The 19,639-nt window shown below is 60.6% G+C and carries 17 protein-coding genes and 2 pseudogenes; 3 read left to right on the top strand and 16 right to left on the bottom strand.

What is annotated here, in order from left to right; genetic code table 11:
* Positions 1-187 (top strand): annotated as a pseudogene (locus tag WCA85_RS11480) (hypothetical protein); the annotation flags it as partial.
* 61 nt (positions 188-248) lie between these two features.
* Here the strand turns inward: WCA85_RS11480 and WCA85_RS11475 are convergent.
* The 11 genes and pseudogenes from WCA85_RS11475 to WCA85_RS11425 form a co-directional block, all read right to left on the bottom strand.
* A complete protein-coding gene (locus WCA85_RS11475) occupies positions 249-1,550 on the bottom strand; it encodes a UDP-N-acetylglucosamine 1-carboxyvinyltransferase (RefSeq protein WP_424063910.1) in 1,302 nt (433 codons plus the stop codon).
* A 146-nt stretch (positions 1,551-1,696) separates the two neighbouring features.
* Entirely contained in the window at positions 1,697-2,749 is a 1,053-nt protein-coding gene (locus WCA85_RS11470; RefSeq protein WP_424063909.1) for a phytoene/squalene synthase family protein, read from the bottom strand.
* 173 nt (positions 2,750-2,922) lie between these two features.
* On the bottom strand, positions 2,923-3,954 hold the full coding sequence (gene gnd / locus WCA85_RS11465; protein ID WP_424063907.1) for a phosphogluconate dehydrogenase (NAD(+)-dependent, decarboxylating): 1,032 nt from the start codon (positions 3,952-3,954) through the stop codon (positions 2,923-2,925).
* Positions 3,955-4,175: 221 nt separating this feature from the next.
* A complete protein-coding gene (locus tag WCA85_RS11460) occupies positions 4,176-4,892 on the bottom strand; it encodes a dienelactone hydrolase family protein (protein ID WP_424063905.1) in 717 nt (238 codons plus the stop codon).
* Between the two features lie 82 nt (positions 4,893-4,974).
* Positions 4,975-6,702, bottom strand: coding sequence for a serine hydrolase (locus WCA85_RS11455; RefSeq protein ID WP_424063904.1), 1,728 nt, complete (start codon positions 6,700-6,702; stop codon positions 4,975-4,977).
* Between the two features lie 125 nt (positions 6,703-6,827).
* A complete protein-coding gene (locus WCA85_RS11450) occupies positions 6,828-7,247 on the bottom strand; it encodes a hypothetical protein (protein ID WP_424063902.1) in 420 nt (139 codons plus the stop codon).
* A 45-nt stretch (positions 7,248-7,292) separates the two neighbouring features.
* The gene (locus WCA85_RS11445; protein ID WP_424063901.1) at positions 7,293-7,682 is read right to left on the bottom strand and encodes a VOC family protein; all 390 of its coding nucleotides are present in this window, start codon (positions 7,680-7,682) and stop codon (positions 7,293-7,295) included.
* A 115-nt stretch (positions 7,683-7,797) separates the two neighbouring features.
* Positions 7,798-8,606: pseudogene (gene blaOXA / locus WCA85_RS11440) on the bottom strand (class D beta-lactamase).
* Between the two features lie 299 nt (positions 8,607-8,905).
* Complete coding sequence (locus tag WCA85_RS11435; protein ID WP_424063899.1) at positions 8,906-9,127, bottom strand: hypothetical protein; 222 nt, start codon at positions 9,125-9,127, stop codon at positions 8,906-8,908.
* Between the two features lie 458 nt (positions 9,128-9,585).
* Positions 9,586-10,758 carry a porin gene (locus WCA85_RS11430; protein ID WP_424063897.1) on the bottom strand — a complete coding sequence of 391 codons (1,173 nt, stop codon included), beginning with the start codon at positions 10,756-10,758 and terminating at the stop codon, positions 9,586-9,588.
* Between the two features lie 350 nt (positions 10,759-11,108).
* Entirely contained in the window at positions 11,109-12,119 is a 1,011-nt protein-coding gene (locus WCA85_RS11425; RefSeq protein ID WP_424063895.1) for an aldo/keto reductase, read from the bottom strand.
* A 112-nt stretch (positions 12,120-12,231) separates the two neighbouring features.
* Here WCA85_RS11425 and WCA85_RS11420 point away from each other — a divergent pair, with 112 nt between their 5' ends.
* Positions 12,232-13,128, top strand: coding sequence for a LysR family transcriptional regulator (locus WCA85_RS11420; RefSeq protein ID WP_424063893.1), 897 nt, complete (start codon positions 12,232-12,234; stop codon positions 13,126-13,128).
* Between the two features lie 3 nt (positions 13,129-13,131).
* On the opposite strand, the gene WCA85_RS11415 is transcribed toward WCA85_RS11420, so the two are convergent.
* On the bottom strand, positions 13,132-14,040 hold the full coding sequence (locus WCA85_RS11415) for a LysR family transcriptional regulator (protein WP_424063891.1): 909 nt from the start codon (positions 14,038-14,040) through the stop codon (positions 13,132-13,134).
* A 70-nt stretch (positions 14,041-14,110) separates the two neighbouring features.
* Here WCA85_RS11415 and WCA85_RS11410 point away from each other — a divergent pair, with 70 nt between their 5' ends.
* Positions 14,111-14,887: an NAD(P)H-dependent oxidoreductase gene (locus WCA85_RS11410; protein ID WP_424063889.1), complete on the top strand. Its 777-nt coding sequence runs from the start codon at positions 14,111-14,113 to the stop codon at positions 14,885-14,887.
* Positions 14,888-14,944: 57 nt separating this feature from the next.
* On the opposite strand, the gene rbsK is transcribed toward WCA85_RS11410, so the two are convergent.
* The 4 genes from rbsK to WCA85_RS11390 form a co-directional block, all read right to left on the bottom strand.
* Complete coding sequence (rbsK, locus tag WCA85_RS11405) at positions 14,945-15,877, bottom strand: ribokinase (RefSeq protein ID WP_424063887.1); 933 nt, start codon at positions 15,875-15,877, stop codon at positions 14,945-14,947.
* Positions 15,878-15,918: 41 nt separating this feature from the next.
* Complete coding sequence (locus tag WCA85_RS11400) at positions 15,919-16,920, bottom strand: ABC transporter permease (RefSeq protein ID WP_424063885.1); 1,002 nt, start codon at positions 16,918-16,920, stop codon at positions 15,919-15,921.
* Positions 16,921-16,926: 6 nt separating this feature from the next.
* Positions 16,927-18,531: a sugar ABC transporter ATP-binding protein gene (locus WCA85_RS11395; RefSeq protein ID WP_424063883.1), complete on the bottom strand. Its 1,605-nt coding sequence runs from the start codon at positions 18,529-18,531 to the stop codon at positions 16,927-16,929.
* Positions 18,532-18,604: 73 nt separating this feature from the next.
* Positions 18,605-19,570: a sugar ABC transporter substrate-binding protein gene (locus tag WCA85_RS11390; RefSeq protein WP_424063882.1), complete on the bottom strand. Its 966-nt coding sequence runs from the start codon at positions 19,568-19,570 to the stop codon at positions 18,605-18,607.
* Positions 19,571-19,639 lie beyond the last annotated feature (69 nt).

Genomic DNA, 19,639 nt, shown 5'->3' with positions numbered 1-19,639 from the left:
GGGCACGCCGGCCATGCCCGCCAGCGACACGCTCGCGAAAACCGACACGAGCGGTGCCAGCGACGCGCAAGGCACCACCGAGGCCGAAGTCAAGCTGCCCCCGCCCCCGCCACCCGAACCGCCAATGACGCGCTATTGGCGCGCCTATGGCGTCTGCATGCAAGGGCGCGGCTACGTAGTGCAGTGATTGGGGTGCAACAGGGTCCGGCAGCGTAGAGAAGGCGCAGCGCTTGAGCCGCGCCATGTCATCACTCGCTGCTGGTCCATTCGACGTTAGCGCCGACCGAACGCAGGTTCTCGACGAAATGCGGGTGGGCGCGGCGAATCGGCAGCGCGTTCATGATTTCCGAGCGCCCCTCAATGCTGGCTGCGACCATCAACAGCGCAATCGCCACCCGGATGATGTACGGACTCTCCACCCGTGCAGGACTCAGCGGCAACCCACCGAATGTGATCAGCCGATGCGGGTCCGACAGGAACACGTGCGCGCCGAACTTGGAGAGCTCGCCTGTCCAACCCATCGCACCGTCATAGACCTTGTTCCAGAACATCGCGCTGCCTTCGGCCTTCACGCCGAGGGCGATAAAGATGGGTAACAGATCCACCGGCAGATAAGGCCACGGTGCCGCCTCGACCTTGGTGAGGATGTTCTGCGTAAACGGACGGCGCACCTTCAGCGCACCGTCGCGAACCGTATGCGACCAGCCATCCCGATGTACCACGCTCACGCCGAACTTGGCGAAGGTCCGGTCGATCAGTGGAAACTGCTCCGGGGCCGTATTTTTGACCGCGATGTCGCCACCGGTGATCGCCCCGAGCGCCAGAAAAGTAGCGATTTCGTGAAAATCTTCGCTAAAGCGGAATTCCCCGCCACCCAGCTTCTCGCCGCCGGCCACGCTCAGCCGTGAAGTACCGATGCCTTCAATCGTCACGCCGAGCATGGCGAGGAAACGACAAAACTCCTGGACGTGCGGCTCCGAAGCCGCATTGACCAGCGTCGACGTACCGTGGGCCGCAGCCGCGCACAGCACGAAGTTCTCGGTGGTCGTGACCGATGCGTAGTCCAGCCAGTGATCGTTTGGCGCCATCTGTTTGTCGGCGCGCACGATCAGCGAATCGGCGGTACGCGACACCCGTGCGCCGAAACGCTCGAACACCTCGACGTGCGGATCGATTTCACGCACGCCCAGCGTGCAGCCTTTGACGTCGTTTTCCAGCCGCGCCACACCGAAACGCGCCAGCAACGGCGGCACGAGCATGATCGACGAGCGCATCTCCTCCGGCAGCTTGTGCGTAACGGGATCGAACGCGGTGGCATGGTGATGCAGTTCGAGGATACCGGTGGTGAAATTCATCGACACTTCGCTGCCGAGCATCCGGAAGATGTCCAGAATCTTCTTGACGTCGGTGATCTCCGGCACGCCGATCAGACTCAAGGGTTGATTGGTCAGCAGCGTGGCGCAAAGAATGGGCAGAACAGCGTTTTTATTGGCGGATGGCGTAATCTCGCCGCGTAGCGGGAGGCCGCCATGTACGATCAGATTCGACATGTTGGGGCGGGCAGATGGATGAGGTCGTGAGGCCGTTATCATGCCATCGCCCGGCCGGTGGAAACGTGACGAGATGTGAAAACTTCGCAAAAACACGTGACGTCATGCGTATTTCTTCGATATTGGCCCCGACGGCGCTACGACAGTCAGCGAACGAGCCGCGCTTCGATTCGCGTCATCAGGCCCCCAGTCCAGCGGCGCAGCAGAGCATCTGACACCACTAGCGGTATCGATCCGGCAATCACCTGGTACACCTTGTTGCGTTGAACCTTGGAGACCTGCGCGGGATCGAGCCAATTGTCGTTGTGCACGAGCAATAGCAGCGTTTCGAGTCCGATCAGCACCGGCCACAAACAGGCCAGCCTCAGGCGAACCGAGAAAGCGGGGATCGCGAGCGTGTAGTCGACCGCTGCGCGGAAGTGCTCCAGCGTCATGCGCACGAGTTCGAACAGCAGCGGTTGGGCCCTCAACGAACTGGACGGCGCGAGCAGGTCCTGCGGCGTCAGGCCGAACCGATCGAGCATGACGCCCGGCAGATAACAGCGGCCAATGCGCAAATCCTTGCCACAATCGCGCAGCACGTTGGTCATTTGCAGCGCCTTGCCGAATCGAACGCCACGGGCCTGCATCGTTTCAGGCGTCTCTTTGAGCGTGCCCGGCATATGGGCGTAGGTCATGCTGGTCCAGAACTCGCCGACGCAACCGGCAACCAGGTACGTATAGCGATCCAGTTCAGCGAGTTCGCGAAGCGCAACGATCTGCCCGGACTGCTCGTCGGGGAAGGTGCGTAGGTCGAATTCCATGCCCTGCGTCAGCGTCGTCACAATTCCGCGCACGGCCTCGCGATCGGATTCATCCAACTGCGACAACACGCCAAGCGCAGGCCCAAGCGACTCCAGCAGCACTTTTTCATCCGAATGCGTTTGCTGCACCGCTACTTCACCCGCCATGCGCTGCAGGAACGCGCTTTGGTTGTCAGCGCCATTGACCTGGGCGCGCAGCGCCAGCAGCAACTCAAGGCGCTGCTCAGGCGGAATCAGCGGGGTATCGGCAATCGTATCCGCGGCCCGCGCCAGCAGATACGCGAGCCCGACAGGGTCGCGCATGCCGGGAGGCAGGATACGCAGCGTGAGGTAGAAGGAACGTGAGACGCCTTTTAGCAGCGGGCCAAGCAGGAAGGCCCGGTTCGGATTCGGCATGGATGGATCAGGTCGGTATGGGACAAATTAGGCGCTGCCGAATTGTATCCTGCAAAGTGCGACCGACCTGCCACCAGCGCCTTTGCTGCCATGACGCGACAAGCACCGCCGCACAGGCCTGAAGGCCCGGCACGGCGGCAACTCGCGCATTGAGCACCTGAACGCCTGAACCCCTACGCCTTGTCCGGCTTGGCCGCCGTTTTTTCCAGGTGACCGCCGAAATCGTGCCGCATCGCCGACATCACCCGGTTGGCGTAATCGTCGTTCCCGCGTGAGCTGAAGCGCTCGAAAAGTGCGGCGCTCAACACCGGTACGGGGACGCCCTCGTCGATTGCTGCTTCGACAGTCCAACGCCCTTCGCCCGAATCGGAGACGCGCCCCGTGTACTCCTTGAGGGTGGCATCGCCCGCCAGCGAAGACGCGATCAGATCAAGCAGCCATGAGCCGATCACGCTGCCGCGCCGCCACACTTCCGAGATCTCAGGCAAGTCCAGGTCGTACTGGTAAAACTCTGGGCTGCGCAACGGCGAGGTCTCAGCGTCGATCTCTTGCGTCAGTTTGCCGGCGTTCGCGTTATGAAGGACGTTCATGCCCTCTGCGTAGGCCGCCATGATCCCGTATTCGATGCCGTTGTGAACCATCTTGACGAAGTGTCCCGCGCCTTGCGGTCCACAATGCAAGTAACCGTGATCGGCCGTGCCCGCGCCCGCGCTACGCCCGGGGGTGGGGCTCTCCGCCCCAGGACCTGGCGCCAGCGTCGAAAAGATTGGTCCGAGTCGCTCGACCACCGCTTTCTCGCCGCCAATCATCAGGCAATAGCCACGTTCGCGGCCCGCGACGCCGCCGCTCGTGCCGACATCCACATAGTGAAGCTGCTTCGCGCCCAGTTCCTTGCCGCGCCGTATATCGTCCCGGTAAAACGAGTTGCCGCCGTCGATGACGATATCGCCCGGTTCGAGCAACGGCGTCAGTTGCGCGAGCGTCTTGTCGACTACCGCGGCAGGCACCATCAACCAGACCGCACGCGGCTTGGCCAGCTTCTTGACAAAATCTTCGAGCGTAGTAGCTCCGTCGACGCCGTCCTGCTTGAGTTTCTCCACTGCCGCGGCCTGCACGTCGTAGACCACGCACGTCTGACCACCGGCAGTCAGACGACGCACCATGTCGGCGCCCATGCGCCCCAATCCAATCATGCCTAGCTGCATCTTTCACTCCTTACGTGCGATACCGGGAACGAAACGGCTACCGGTCGTTCAAGCAGTTATGAAACGCCTGGTGGCGTGGCACATCACAGTTTGGGCTGCGATATGCGAAGTTGCAAACAAGCGCACCGGTCAGACAAGTGGATCGCGACGGTCGTTCATTCCTGGCGAGCCAAGGCAGGCTCTTATGCCCACAGCGACGGCAGCCGGTGGGAAAAATCAGACTACTTGCCTTGCGTCCACAACGTGCGTCCAAAGAAAGTCAACGCTCGATCCCAGGCCTGTTGAGCCCAGACCGGATCGAACTGCGTGCGGGAAATACGGCCCGGACCCATCGCCGTCTCGTTAGCGAACCCGTGGTGCGCGAGGTAATGGTGCGATTCCAGCGCGACACCGGCATCGCGCAGCTTCGCTTCGACCGCTGCAACGGAGTCGGGCGGGAAAAACTCATCTTGCGTAGCCCACTGCGCCAGCACCGGTACCTTGATGTTCGCCGCGTTGATGTAGTCGACCGGCGGGTGGCCGTACCACACGACGCCCGCGGCAATTTCCGGAATCTGGCCCAGCGCCAGCAACGTCAGCGCGCCGCCCATGCAGTAACCGGTCACCGCAACGCGTTCTGCGTGCTGCTTCAGATACGTGACCGCGCCGTGAATGTCCTGCGAGGCTGCGTCGCCGAAATCGAGCGCATCCATCAGATGGTGCGCCTCTTCCTCCTCGACGGTCGCTTTGCCGCGATACAGGTCGGGCACGAGCGCCAGATAGCCGCACCGCGCGAGGCGGTCCGCCACACCGCGGATCTGGTCGTTCAAGCCCCACCATTCCTGAATCACCACAATGGCGGGTGCGCCCTGCGTTTTTTCCGGTTTGGCGAGATAGCCTTGCACTTCCTGGCCGTCAGGGCGACGAAAGGTGATCATTGATCCTGGTGTCGTTTTCATAAGAAGGTCCTTGGGTAAGCGGAACGCATAGCATAGCGGTTGTCGTGGCATAGCGTTGTGATGCGGCGCGCCACGACCGCGCCTAGAGCTTGCGGTTGACGAACCGGCCCGTCGCCGTCATTTGATCGAGCGAAACCACGATGCCGTCGTTCTCGACAAACTCGAATGTGGCGCCGGGCGTATCCCCGACGCGGTAGGTCCGTTTGCGGCCGGGCATCAATTGGGCGTCGGGTTGGCCGGGCGCCTGCAACCACACTGTGCCCCCGGCACGTTGCACGATCTCGACCCGAAAACCCGTCAGGCCTTCATAAGTGCCGACGAGGCGGCTCATTTCAGATGCATTTAGCACATCCGGCTGGCGCAAAAAAACCACTTCGTTTTCGACGACCTTGGTCACGAAGCGATCAATGTCGCCCTCGTGGTTGGAGAGGAAATTGATCCGCCAGCGCGAGCCCGTCTCCTCATCGGTGCTGCGGGTATCGAAGCGATCATAGTGGTAATGGGTGAGGCGCAAATCGTCGTCACGGAATTGCAGACGCAGACCCTCGGCGCCCGTTGTAACGGTAAACGTGCCATAGGCTGGGTGTGCATAGCGTCCCGTGTAGTCCTCAAGCGCATGCGACGGTTGCGTGTTCTCGACCTTGTCCACATTGCGGCTTTTGCTCGCCGTCGACATCGCTTTCCTGCCGGCGCTCACCAGATCGCGAATCCGTTGGCTCCACGGCGTCAAATCCATACCCAGCAGACGCTCATAGATCTGGAAAGAGATCACGTCCCGCAAAGAACCGCAATGGTCGCCGATCACGAACACACTCGCGCCAATGCGCTCTCTTGGCATCAGTGAGACCAATGAATGGTAAGCGCGAATTCCGCCGCCGTGCCAGGCAAGCAAATGGCCGCGATAGACATTGGTATGCCGCCCGAGTCCGTATGTGCCGTTGAGCGACTCCCACCAGTCGTGCGCTTCCGCCATGTCATTGGGCAACGGTATCGCCGGTGCCATCGTTTCACGCAATACGCTCGACGGAACGACTTGAGCATCGCCGGCCTTGCCGCCATTCATCAGCACCGCGACCCAACGCGCCATGTCGTCAAGCGTCGATACCATGCCACCCGACGGGCGCGGCGGATCGTCTCTGAGTTCCCAGCCGAGCTTGCGCATTTGCTGAGTGTCGCTGCGCGCGGTAAAGGGCTTCGCGAGGTTATCGCGATCGAGCAGATCTGCGAGCCGGAAGGACGTATCGTGCATGCCGGCAGGTACGAGAATCCGTTCGCGCACGAAATCGGTCCACGTCTGTCCGCTCAACAATTCGATGATGTGGCCAACCGCGAAGTACATCACGTTGTTGTAGATGAACCGCTCGCGCAAGCCGGCCGCTGGTTTCATGAAACGCAGGCGATCGAAAATCTCTTTCAGGCTGATCTTGGCGTTCGACGTCATCATGTCGTGACGCGTGATACCCGTTCGATGCGCCAGCAGATCGCGCAACGTGACGCTGTTCGTGAGCGCGTCGTCATAGAGTTGCAGTGTCGGCACCATTTCGCGCAGCGGACCGTCATAAGTCAGTTTGCCCTCCTCGACCAACAGCCCCGCAGCGATCGCGACGAACAGTTTGGTATTCGACGCAATCGGAAAGAGCGTTTGCGAATCGAACGGCAAGCGGTTTTCCCAATCGCGGTAGCCATAGCCCTTGGCAAGAACCGGCACACCATCAACGACCACGCTCACGCCGAAACCTGGCGCATTCCATTCCCGCAAGAGTTGCGACATGGCTTCGTCGAAACCGTCTGGTGTGTCTAGCGTTAGCAAGTACTTCTCCCGGTTTGGTGACAAGTCCGAAAGCGCCTGGTGCGAACGTGAGAATAAATCGGGGAAGCAGAGAAAGAAAGGGCGGCTATTCAACTCGCATAACCGAGTACGGCACAGCCGTGCCGTCAGCGGGATGGCGGCTGCGGATTGTTCGCTGGGTTCGTGTCGTACCTGAACAGCTTTTCGATCCCATGGTTGCCAACGAGCGCCGACAAGTCCGCTTGCAGCAGATCGGCAATCGCTTTGCCATAGACTTCTTCACCCTTCACGTAGACCGAAAACGAGCGCAGATATTTGGCTTGTTTTTCCGGATTGGCGATGGTTTGGCGGGTCCATTCGTATAGCGGAAAATTCTCGGGACCAAGACGTTCGGCCTCGCTCACGTAGTCCGCAAACGCATCGAACTGACATTTCAAGGATGCCTCGCCGTTGCGCAAAACCTCATGAAGCGCGGGATACGAGTGCGCTAACGGATCGCTGCGTAATGCCGCAGCGAGTTCATCCGATACAGTTATCCTCAACTGGAACTGCAACATGACTTCCATCTTTACCTCAATGCTGACCCGTTGACAGGTACCTGGAAACGAACGTCAACGATCGACTTCCGCGAAGTTCAGTTCCACCCCGTTGCCCACCGGGTCCAGAAAGAATAGTTGCTGCTGCCCCGTCAGCGGGACATGGTCCAGCCGATAGCGCACGTTGAGCGCCTGCAGACGCGCTTCGAATGACGGCATATCCGCGCATACGAATGCGACATGATCGAATGTATTCGTGACGTGTGCGGGGCGCTCCTCGTTGGGCGAGGCTTCCGTGAGATGCAGCACATCGCGCTCGCCGATGTAGAGCCAGTATCCGAAGTTATTGAATGGTGGCCGATCGCCTAGTCGCAAGCCGACCACCTGTACGTAGAAATCACGCAGCGTATCGAGCGTCGCGCGATTGCCGCGCAGGTTGTAATGGGCGAATCCGAGAACGGGCATGGCTCCCTCATGGGCCGTGGTGCAATATGCCTAGGGTACTCGTCAAAAAGCGGATTGGCGAATCTCGGGCCCATGCTCCCGCTGAAGTTTGCTCAGACACACGAACGTACTGCGGCTACGGTGCCGCCGAATCCACCAGCGTGGGCCATGCCTGCAAGAACGCGTCGCGCGCCCGTACTCCCGCCGGACCCTCTTCAACCTTCTCGTCCTGTATCAGACGTGCAAACACGAGTGTGCGTGAACCCTTCCTCGCCCAACCCACAAACCAGCCATATGCATGCGCCCGATCGAATGCTCCTGCGGTTCCAGGCGACCCCATGCCTGTCTTACCGTGGATATCCCAACCGTCCGGCAGCGTCGTCACTTCCGTGATGCGCTCGGTCATGTCGAATGCATGGGCGTGACCGGCAACTGCCTGTTCACGACTTTCTTCAAAAACGATACCTGCTCCAGCGACGAGATCCTCAATGACGAATCGATCCATGAGCCCATTACGCCGTTACGCTTGCCGGGGTCTCCGGACACATCCTCGTTGCCGTACTGGAACGCCGTGGCGTAGTTCTGGAAACGCTGCTGACCGAGCGATTGCGTCACCTGCTCAGAGAACCAGACCACTGAGTACTTGATCCAGCGGGCCGGGTCCGTCGGCTGACGCCAAACTTCGCCACCCCAATCCACGTAACCTGTGCGATAGGGCAAGGCAGGCGCGTGCTCGTCTTTCAGAAAGCCTGAATCGAAGCCCATCAAACTGATCGCGATTTTGAATGTCGACGCCGGCGTAACGCGCGTACTGCAATCGCCCTGCTGGACGAGCGTCTGTGAAGTGTTGGCGTCTGCGATCACCGTGCAGAGGGTTTTCGCGTGAACGCTCGTGGAAGCGAGCCCTGCCACCAGCAAACTCAGTGCAGCGTTTCGCGCAGACATCCGTCCGTCTCCTTGTATGGGCATGTCGACCACGTCGCCGTTGCATTGCGTTGTGTTGGTTGAGTGGTCATTGACGAGGTCGTCAGTCTAAACGAAGGGCGTGCGAAAGCCTCGCTTGGGATGATGGCTTCAGACAATCAGCGGACGGTTCAGGCGATAAGCAGAATGCGTTGCGCAATGACTGCGGCAACGATCAATGGCAGGCTAAGGGGTGAGGCGGGGGCGAAGCTAACGAAGATACGCAGGATGCAGCCAACCCAGGCCAGCCGCATCCGCAACTGGCCTGGAAAAATACGAAATCAGGCTTGCGATGCAGCGCTGTCGCTATCCGCATCGGGCGCTGGCGTGTCGGCGCCGTCTTCTTTCTTTTCGACGAGCGATTCGAGCGCACCGGCTCCCTTGAAGCCAGCGACCGCAGCGATGCCCTTGGTCAACAAGCCTGCTTCCGGATCGACCTTCTCCGTGGCTTCGACTGCCGCCACTGCGCCTGCGATTTCACCTACCGTATCCAGAATTCCCATGGCTATCACCGTATATGTTGAACGTCGGTTGAACGACTTCGTAAATCTCAAGGAGCGCTGCAACGCTGCCGTCGCTCCTTCCAGTGGCATTTCCCAACGGCGATACTGCTTCGCAGGTCTTGTTCCGTTGTTAAGCACGTACTCGGTACATGCCGGACTGCGGGGACATCACGCGCGCTGATGGCAGATCGCCGCTCGCCATCGTCGACGACAATAGCACCGCAGAATTCGCGAGTCTGTAAAACTTTGTCAGATGCCGTTCGGTCGCGTCGAGATTACATTTGCCATTCGATTCGAGAGATCGAAAACGCGGGAATCGCAGCAATGTCGTAGCGACGACGGCCCTCCAACGCACGCGACAAATAAAAAAACCCGCCTGATTTCAGGCGGGTTTCGCAACCACAAGCATTAAGCGAACGAGCGTCAAATACCCAACGTTCGCCACACATCACGCATGCTTAGAACTTGTGACGGATACCGACCATGCCCATAGCCTGCTTGTTGTTGGAAGCGTCGTTGCCAAAGTCGCCCATCGATGCCACTGCTGCGACCACATCACCCGTCGACGCATCAATGGTGTTACCCGAAGCCTTCTGGTAACCCGCCAGCGCGTAGATGTCCGTGCGCTTGGACAGGAAGTAGTCCGCACCAAAGCTGAACTGGTTATAAGCGACCGTAACGTTGTTGCCGCTACCCTTGGTGTAGTCGTAGCCCACGCCAAGCAGCATGGCCGGCGTCACCTGGTAGTTCACGAAAGCCTGTCCGGTGTTGAACTTCGTGTTGTTCTGGTTACCGAACGACGTTGCGTAGTTGTTGTACTGCACGTTGCTATACGACACGCCAAACGTGAAGTTGCGGAACTGGTAGTCGCCTGCAGCCCGGATGATCTGCATCGAGTTCGCGGAGACGAATGCGCCGGTCGTTGCGACCGAATCGACTGCGAAGTCGGTTGCATCCGGGTTCAGACCGTCGAACGAGGCTGACGTGCCGTGATCGCTGTTGGCGTGGAAATAGCCGGCGCCCAGGCCGAACGGACCGTGGTTATACGACACGGCGGCTGCATAGGTCTGGCCGCTTCCGACGCTGCCAGGCACGCCGCCAAACGCGTACATCGCAGATGCCTGCAGGCCTGCGAAGTTCGGCGTGGTGTACTTGATCGAGTTGTTGGTGCGATAACTATTGTCGTAGTTATCCATGTCGCCAGGCGTCGCGAAGGTCGGACCAAACGCGTCGTCGTTGGTCAGCGGTTGAATCAGGTCGATCAGCGGATCGTATTGACGACCGATCGTGACAGTGCCCGTGCTCGCGCCAGAGAGGCCCACCATCGCGGTGCGGCCGAAGATTTTGCCGCCTTGGCCCTGCTTGCCGTTGTCGATGTTAAAGCCGCTTTCCAACTTGAAGATGGCCGACAGACCGCCGCCCAGATCTTCCGTGCCCTTAAAGCCGAACAGGTTCGGCGAGAGATTGCCGGCCGCCATCTGGAACGTGCCACCCGAATGGTTGGTGCCTTGCTGGTTGCTGAAATACGCAATGCTGGTATCCAACGCGCCGTACAGGGTCACGCTGCTTTGTGCATGGGCGATCGACGTCATGGCTGCGAGAGAGGCGGCGGCAAGAATTGTTTTTTTCATGATGTATTGTCCGAGTAGAGATATTGGTTTCGATTAACTACGCTGCGAGATGCCTCGCGAATCGAACACCGTGGGGGATTGGCACAATCTGGGCGTGCAAACATTAATCAGCGTTCGTGCACGGCGAGATCAGCGTCCACGGCGAAAATATATCGGACGTCTTAATGTCGAAAAATGAGTCCCCATTGAAATTCTAATTTTCAATATTGTGAAATAACGGGGATTGAGGCAGGACGGGCGTGGGGCGGTGAATGCGTGTGATACGTGCTGCGATATTTTAGCGATGTGTTGGGCGGGTGCCACAGCAAATCGGGGCACCGTGGCCCCGATCTTACACACTGACCTGCGTTTCAGTGACTTCCGTTCTCGCTATCGAGACGCGCCATCTGCGCCGCCGCATAGCGCTCTCCCGCTGCGGCTCCGTGCGGCACGGCCTGCGCGATTGCGGCGAGATCCTCCGCGCTGAGCTTTACATTCGTCGCGCCGAGCGCTTCGGTCAGCCGGTCGCGTCGGCGCGCGCCAACCAATGGCACGATATCGTCGCCTTGCGCGGCGACCCATGCAATTGCGATTTGCGCGACCGAGACACCTTTAGCGTCGGCCACCTTGCGCAGCGCCTCGACGAGCGTGAGGTTGTGATCGACATTGTCGCCCTGAAAACGCGGGCTCATCGCGCGAAAATCGCCTTTGCCTGCGGACTCTTTACGCCAGTGTCCGCTAATCAAGCCACGCGACAGCACTCCATACGCCGTAACGCCGATGCCCAACTCGCGGCATACCGGCAAAATCTCCGCTTCGATGCCACGCGAGATCAGCGAGTACTCGATCTGCAGATCGCAAACTGGATGGACCGCTGCGGCTCGACGGATCGTCGCCGCGCCCACCTCGGACAGACCCACGTGCCGCACATAGCCGGCCTTGATCATGTCTGCGATTGCGCCCACGGTGTCTTCGATCGGCACATTCGAATCGAGCCGCGCGGGACGGTAGATATCAATGTGGTCAACACCCAGGCGCTGCAGCGAATAGGCGAGGAAGTTCTTCACAGCCGCCGGGCGCCCATCGGACAAAGACCAGCCGCCCGCAGGGTCGCGCATCGCACCGAATTTCACGCTGACAATCGCGGCATCGCGGCGCGACGGAGGCGCGCTTTTCAGCGCCTCGCCAATCAGCATTTCGTTGTGGCCCGCGCCGTAGAAATCGCCGGTATCGAGCAGCGTGATACCCGCTTCGAGCGCGGCGTGAATCGTGGCGATGCTTTCGGCGCGATCGGCCGGGCCATACATGCCCGACATCCCCATGCAGCCCAGACCAAGCGCGGAAGTATGCGGACCCGTCTTACCCAATTGAACTCGCTTCATCGTGTTCCTCAGTAGATGCGCCGCCAGCGTGGCGCGTTGAGAGAAGTATCGGTCCATTTTATGCGTGCGATAATCCCCATCAATCCAGATAGCCTGTGCGGAATAGCGAACAATGCAGGACCCTGACCTTTCCGATCTGAAAGCTTTCGTCGCCGTCACCCAGGCACGGGGATTCCGGCACGCGGCGCTTACGCGAGGGGTTTCGCCTTCGTCGCTCAGCGAAGCGGTGCGCCGCCTCGAACACCAACTCGGCGTGCGCCTGCTCAACCGGACGACACGCAGCGTCACCCCCACCGAGGCGGGTCAGCGGCTCTTCGAGCGACTCGGGCCTGCCTTTGGCGAGATCGCCAGCGCGCTGGACACGGTCAACCTGTTTCGCGAAAGTCCCACGGGGACGTTGCGTCTGAACGTGCCAACTATCGCCGCGCGCGAAATCCTGCCCAAGCTGCTCTCGCGCTTTCTGACCGTCAGCCCTGGAATCACGGTGGAGATCGGCAGCAACGATACGTTTATCGATATTCTCGCGGCGGGCTTCGACGCCGGTATCCGCTACGACGAGCGACTCGAGCGGGACATGATAGCCGTGCCTATCGGCCCACGTGTCCAGCACTTCGTGGCCGCGGCCGCGCCTTCGTACCTCGCGGCGCGAGGCGTTCCGCGACATCCGCGCGAGCTGGTGAAGCATGCTTGTATCGGCCACCGGTTCGACAGCGGCGTGCTGGCAACATGGGAGTTCAAACGCGCTGCTGAAGTCGTGCGGATCGAACCAAACGGGCCGCTGATTGCATCGGTGATAGAACTGCAGCGCGGCGCGGCGATTGATGGGCTCGGCGTCGTTTACTCATTCGATGAATTTCTACGACCCGCCATCGAACAGGGCGCACTCGTGCCGATCCTCGAAGGGTGGTGGCAATCGTTCAGCGGGCCCTTCTTGTACTATCCGAGCCGCGCTCATATGCCAGGGCCGCTGCGCGCATTTGTGGACTTCGTTCTTGCGGCTAACAGCTAGCCGCTACAGCGAGTGTGCAATGTACTCGCGCAGCCATTGATGTGCCGGGTCGCGATGCGAGCGCTCATGCCAAAGCATGGCCATCTCATAGCCAGGCACCTCGACTGGCGGCTCCACAACCCGTAACGCGCCAGTATCGCGAACCAGACGCGCGGGCAGCATTGCCACGAGATCGCTGTTCGCGAGAACCGACATCAAAAACAGGAAATGCGGTACGGAGAGGACTACCCGACGGCTCAGTCCGGCCTCGGCGAGCACATCGTCAGTGATGCCGCGGAAACCCCCGCCATCGGTCGATACGATCACATGTTCGAGCGCGCAGAACTGGGCGAGAGTGGGGCGGCGCTTCAGGCGTGGATGCCCCGCACGCCCTACCAGGACATATCGCTCTTTAAACAGCACGCGCCGATGTAATGCCTCCGGTGCGCCTTCGCTCGTATGGAAAGCCAGATCAATCTCTGCGCGCTCCGCTTGCCTCGCTATCCGTGACGGCACCATCTCCAACACGGCCAGCCGGGTGCCCGGTGCGGCCGAACGCAAGCCCGCCAAGGCAGGCAGGACAATCGTCGATTCCGCGTAATCAGCAGCGGCCACACGCCATGTATGGTTAGCCTCGGCTGGATCGAACGGACTCGGTGGCGCCACCGCATGCTCCAGCGCATCCAGTGCCTGGCGCAAGGGTTCGCGCAACGCCTCCGCCCGAGCAGTGGGCCGCATGCCTCGCGGGCCTGGCAACAGTAACGGGTCTCCGAGCACATCGCGCAGTTTCGCCAGATGCACGCTGACGGACGGCTGGGAAAAGTTCAGACGTTCCGCGGCTCGCGTCACGTTGTGTTCCGAAAGCAGAACGTCGAGCGTCACCAGCAGATTAAGGTCCAGCCGCCTGAGATTATTCATGGCAATACCTGTCATATTGGATATTCATTTCCAATATACCTCAGGTGCTTCTATGCTGGTCTCATCCAACCAATGAGGTTCAGCCATGAATGTTCTTTTCGTTTACGCCCATCCCGAACCCAAATCATTGAACGGGTCGCTGAAGGATTTTTCAATCAAACATCTTGAGGACGCCGGACATGTCGTGCAGGTTTCGGATCTCTACGCGATGAACTGGAAGCCCTCGCTCGATGCCGGCGACACGCTGGCCACAAAGACCGACACGCGCTTCGATCCAGCGAAGGATTCGCAGCATGCATTTGAAAACGGCTTGCAGAGCGAAGACATTGCACGCGAGCAGGAGAAACTGCTATGGGCGGACACACTTATCCTGCAGTTTCCGCTGTGGTGGTTCTCGATGCCCGCGATCCTGAAGGGTTGGGTGGAGCGCGTCTATGCCTACGGTTTCGCGTACGGCGTGGGCGAGCACTCCGACGCCCGCTGGGGCGATCGCTACGGGGAGGGGACGTTGGCGGGAAAGCGCGCCATGCTGATCGTCACAGCGGGTGGATGGGAGTCTCACTACGGCCCGCGAGGCATCAACGGTCCGATGGATCACATCCTGTTCCCCATCCATCACGGCATACTCTATTACCCCGGCTTCGATGTATTGCCGCCATTCGTGATCTATCGGACGGGCCGCATGGACGAAGCGAGATTCTCGCAAACGTGTGACGCCCTTGGGCAACGTCTCGATACGCTTGGGAATGCCTCACCCATTCCATTTCGCCAGCAGAATGCTGGGGCCTATGCGATCCCCGAACTCGTCTTGCGGCCTGAGATCGCGCCGGATCAGTGTGGTTTCACCGCGCACGTGGCGTAAGAGTTGGGCGGCCGGGGTCGCGTCACAGACCACCTCATGTCACCACAAGCATGCCTTTCAGGCTGCGCTATCCACTTCCGCACGGGTCGGTATGGACGGCTGTGCGCCGGCGCGCGTGACGGAGATGGCGGCAGCGCGTTGCGCCAGGTTGATCGCACCGTCGAGGGGCTGACGCGCGGCCAGTTGCGCAGCAAACACGCCGATGAACGTATCGCCCGCCGCAGTGGTGTCAACGGCCTGCACTTGTGGCGCAGGGAAATGCGTGCCCTCCCCGCCTTCCAGTAACAGATAAGCGCCTTGCCCGCCGAGCGTGACGATCACGTTGCGGGTGCCGCCGCGTTGCAACTCCATCGCCGCGCGTCGCGCGCCACTTTGCGATTCGACTGGCAGGCCCGCCAGGATGGCCGCCTCCACCTCGTTCGGGACGAGGTAGTCGATCAGTGGCAGCCATTCCGCAGGCAACGGTCCCGTCGCGGGTGCCGGGTTCAGCACGGTCACCTTGCCAAGCCGCCTCGCGAGGGCGAGCGTCGCGTGGACCGAATCCCAGGGCGTTTCCAGTTGGCAGACGACGACATCGCACGCCTTGATCGCCGCTTCGTGACGCGCCACGGCTTCCGGTGTCAACTGACCGTTGCTGCCTGCGACCACCACAATGGTGTTCTGCCCGTCGTCCGATACCGTTACGATGGCGACACCAGTCGGTTGCGAAGGATCGACCTCGATACTCGCGCAGTCGATCCCTTCCGTCTCCAGATCCTTGACCCGCTGTGCGCCGTTAGCGTCTTTGCCGACGCATCCCACCATCGCCACACGCGCACCGATGCGCGCAGCGGCCACCGCCTGGTTGCCGCCCTTGCCGCCAGCAACCTGCGAGAACTCGTGTCCGCTGATCGTCTCACCAGGGCGTGGCAAGTGCGGTGAACGGGCCACCAGATCGGTATTGATGCTGCCCACCACGAGCACCCGGCCCGGCTTCACTTCTTTCGACATGTCTCTCTCCTGTCGATCAGCTGATTATTCGAATCTCCGCATTACGCAGGCCGACGCCGACTTCTATACGTATCCAGCACGACGGCTACGACAATCACCGCGCCGGTGATGATCCGCTTGGTCGGCTCAGTCGCACCAATCTGCGCGAGCCCCGCCGCCAGCACCGAAATAATCAGCACACCAAAGAAGGTGCTGGTCACCGAGCCGCGCCCGCCCATCAGACTCGTTCCTCCAATCACGACGGCGGCGATCACCTGCAATTCGATGCCCTGGCCCGCATTCGGGTCCGCCGCCTCAAGGCGCGAAATCTGGAACAACGCGGCAAGGCCCGAAAACAGGCCCATCATCGCGAACACCGCAATCTTGTATGGCTTCGGATTCACGCCCGCAAGCCGCACCGCTTCCTCATTCGTGCCGATACCAATCAGATAGCGGCCAAACACCGTGCGCGTCAACACGAACTGCGCGACGATCATCACGACGATAGCGATCAGAAACGCGGGCGAAATACCGAACGCGATCGGGTTGGACAGGAAGTCGAACGCATCCCCAATATAAGCGGTGCGCGAATTGGTCAACTGATACGCAAGACCGCGCGCCGCTTCGAGCACGCCGAGCGAGACGATGAACGACGGAATCCGCCACGCGACCGTCACCCCGCCCGTCACACAGCCCGTCAACGTGGCGCCGGCCATGCCAAGCAACGCCGCGGCCAGCGCGGGCCAATGCCACTGCAAGGCGGCCACGCTCGTGAGCGCCGCGCCGAGCGCCAGCACCGAACCCACCGACAGATCGATGCCCGCGATAATCAGCACAAAAGTCATGCCGATCGACATCACGACCAGATCCGGAATCTGGTTGGCAATCGTGCTAAAGGTATCGTAGGTGAGGAAGTGCGAACTCAGCAGCGAAAACAGAATGATCATGCCGAGGAGCGCGCCGAGCAGTCCGATGTAGTTCGAAAACCCGAGGCGCGTGCCAATCGGCTTCGCATTCTTGGGCGGCTCGTTCTGTACGGAGGGCAAACTGGATGGTGTGGTCATGCTGGGTTACTCCACTAATTTTTCGACGGGCGCTTTGCAGTCGGGTTCGATCGGCTCGTGCAGCAGCTCCTCGCGTTTCGTATATCCCGCGAACGCGGCCGCGAGCAACGCATCCTGAGTCCAGGCGCCGCGCTCGAACAGGCCTGTCATTTGCCCCGCCGACATCACGCCGATGCGGTCGCAAATCGACATCAACTCGCGCAGATCGCTCGACACGACCACCAGTGCGCGCCCTTCTCTGGCAAGCGCGCCCATCAGTGCATAGATATCGAACTTCGCGCCAACGTCGATGCCGCGCGTCGGTTCATCGAACAGCAACACCGTGCAATCGCGCGCGAGCCAGCGGCCAATCACCACTTTCTGCTGGTTGCCGCCGGACAGTTCCGACACCGGCTGCGATGGACCTGAACTGCGAATGTGCATCGCATCGATCTGCCTGCGGGCCAGCGCCGTTTCGCGTCCAGCGTCCACCACGCCATTGCTCGACACCGCGCGCAGATGGCCAAGGGAAATATTGGCCGCGATGGGCTGCGTCAACAGCAGGCCCTCGCCCTTGCGATCTTCCGTGATGAGCGCGATGCCGCTTTCCACCGCATCGGACGGCGAGTTGATCTTCACAGGCTTGAGCGCGCCGTGATGCGCGATGGACACCACTCCGGCACTGCCATGATCCGCTCCGTAGATGAGCCGCATCAACTCCGTGCGACCCGCGCCGATCAGCCCGCTAATGCCGAAGATCTCGCCAGCCTTCACTTCAAACGAGACATTGCGCACGACCGGTTCGCGCGTCATTCCCGCGACCTTGAAGACCACCTCGCCAATGCGCCGCTCACCAAGATCGATGCGCTCGCCAATGTCGCGCCCGACCATCAGCGTCACGAGACGGTCGGGGTCAAGATTAGCCATCGTATCGACATGCACGAGCCGGCCATCGCGCAGCACAGCCGCGCGTCCCGCGATCCGCTGCAATTCTTCGAGACGGTGCGAGATGTACACCAACGCGACACCGCGCGCCTTCAACCGCGCGACCTGCTCGAACAGCAGGTCCACTTCGCGGGCAGTCAGCATCGCGGTCGGCTCGTCGAGAATCAGCACGCGGCAATCGCCAATCAGATTGCGCGCGATCTCAACCATCTGTTGATGACCGATACCCAAGGTGCCCACCAGCGTGTCCGGGTCGATCGCGTCGAGCCCGACTTGCGCCATGGCGTGGCGCGCGTCCTCGCGCAACTTGGTACGGTCGATCCAGCCAAAGCCGCCGCGCTGGGGCAAACGGTTTAGAAACAGGTTCTCAGCCACCGAGAGGGTTGGCAGCAGGTTCAACTCCTGCATGACCATGCGCACGCCGAGCGCCTCGGCTTCCTTGCGGCTGCGGGGCGCATACGGCACGCCACCGAGCTTCATCGAGCCGGTGGTCGGGGTGACGAGACCGCCGACGATCTTCGACAAGGTGCTTTTGCCCGCGCCGTTCTCGCCGGTCAGCGCCAGCACCTCGCCGGCATGCAGGTCCAGCGAGATATCGAAGAGAACAGGTTCGGCATAGGTCTTGCCGATGCCTTCGACCTGCAGCACCGGCGAAGCAGCAGCGGGGGATAGATTGGGGGTAGACATGGGACCGCCAGAGTCAGGCAAGAGATCGAAGTGCGTGGCCCTGCACTAAAGCGGGCCACGCGACAAGCCGACCTTACTTGGTGACCAGATCGACTGGCGTTTCGACCACGCCCGACAGTTCCGATTGCTTCTTGTGTTCCGCGAGCGCCTTCAGCGCCACGTCGATACCGAAGACGGCCTGCTTGGCCGCGTACTGGTTGGCAGTTGCAAGCACACGGCCGTCGTCGAGCATCGGCTTGATCGCGCTGATGTCGTCATAGCCCACGACCTGGATCTTACCCGCCTTGCCAGCGGCGCGCACAGCAGACACGGCGCCAATCGCCATGTTGTCGTTACCGCACAGGAGCGCCTTGACATCCGGGTTCGCGTTGAGAATCTGGCTGGCGACGGCATTGCCCTTGTCGATTTCCCACTCGCCCGATTGCAGCGAAACCACCTTCATGCCACCCGTCGCCATGGCCTGCTTGAAGCCGGCCGTGCGTTGCTGTGCATTGGTGGTCGTCGAAACGCCTTCGATGATCGCGACGTCATCACCCGACTTCAAGCGCTTGGCGAGGTAATCGCCAACCTTCTGCGCGCCCTTGGCATTGTCCGGGCCGACGAACGGGATGTTCAGGTTCTTCGACTTGAGCACGTCAGGATCGAGCTGGTTGTCGATGTTGACCACGATAATGCCGGCGTCCACCGCCTTCTTCAGGACCGGAACGAGCGCCTTCGAATCGGCCGGTGCAATCACCAAAGCGTCGACCTTCGAAACGATCATTTCCTCAACGATCTTAATCTGGGCCGCTGTATCCGTTTCGTCCTTAATGCCGTTTGTGATCAGATCGAACTTGGCGGGGTTCTGCTTTTGATAATCCTTCGCGCCAGTTTCCATGGTCAGGAAGAACTCGTTCGCCAACGACTTCATCACCAGCGCGACTTTCGGCTTGTGAGCAGTCTGGGCGAATGCCGTGGACATGGGGAGGACTGATGCGGCGGCAAAGACAGCGCTGGCTACGATTGCGCGACGGCGCGCCGGTTGGAAAGGGCGATTCATTGTTGTGTCTCCGTATCGCTCGTTCGGTCTACGTAGTGATAGCCGCCGAGTCGTGTGATGGATCAGGAC

It is taken from the genome of Paraburkholderia sp., from assembly GCF_049581445.1.
Classification (GTDB): domain Bacteria; phylum Pseudomonadota; class Gammaproteobacteria; order Burkholderiales; family Burkholderiaceae; genus Paraburkholderia.
This window is presented reverse-complemented; position numbering and strand designations above follow the sequence as displayed.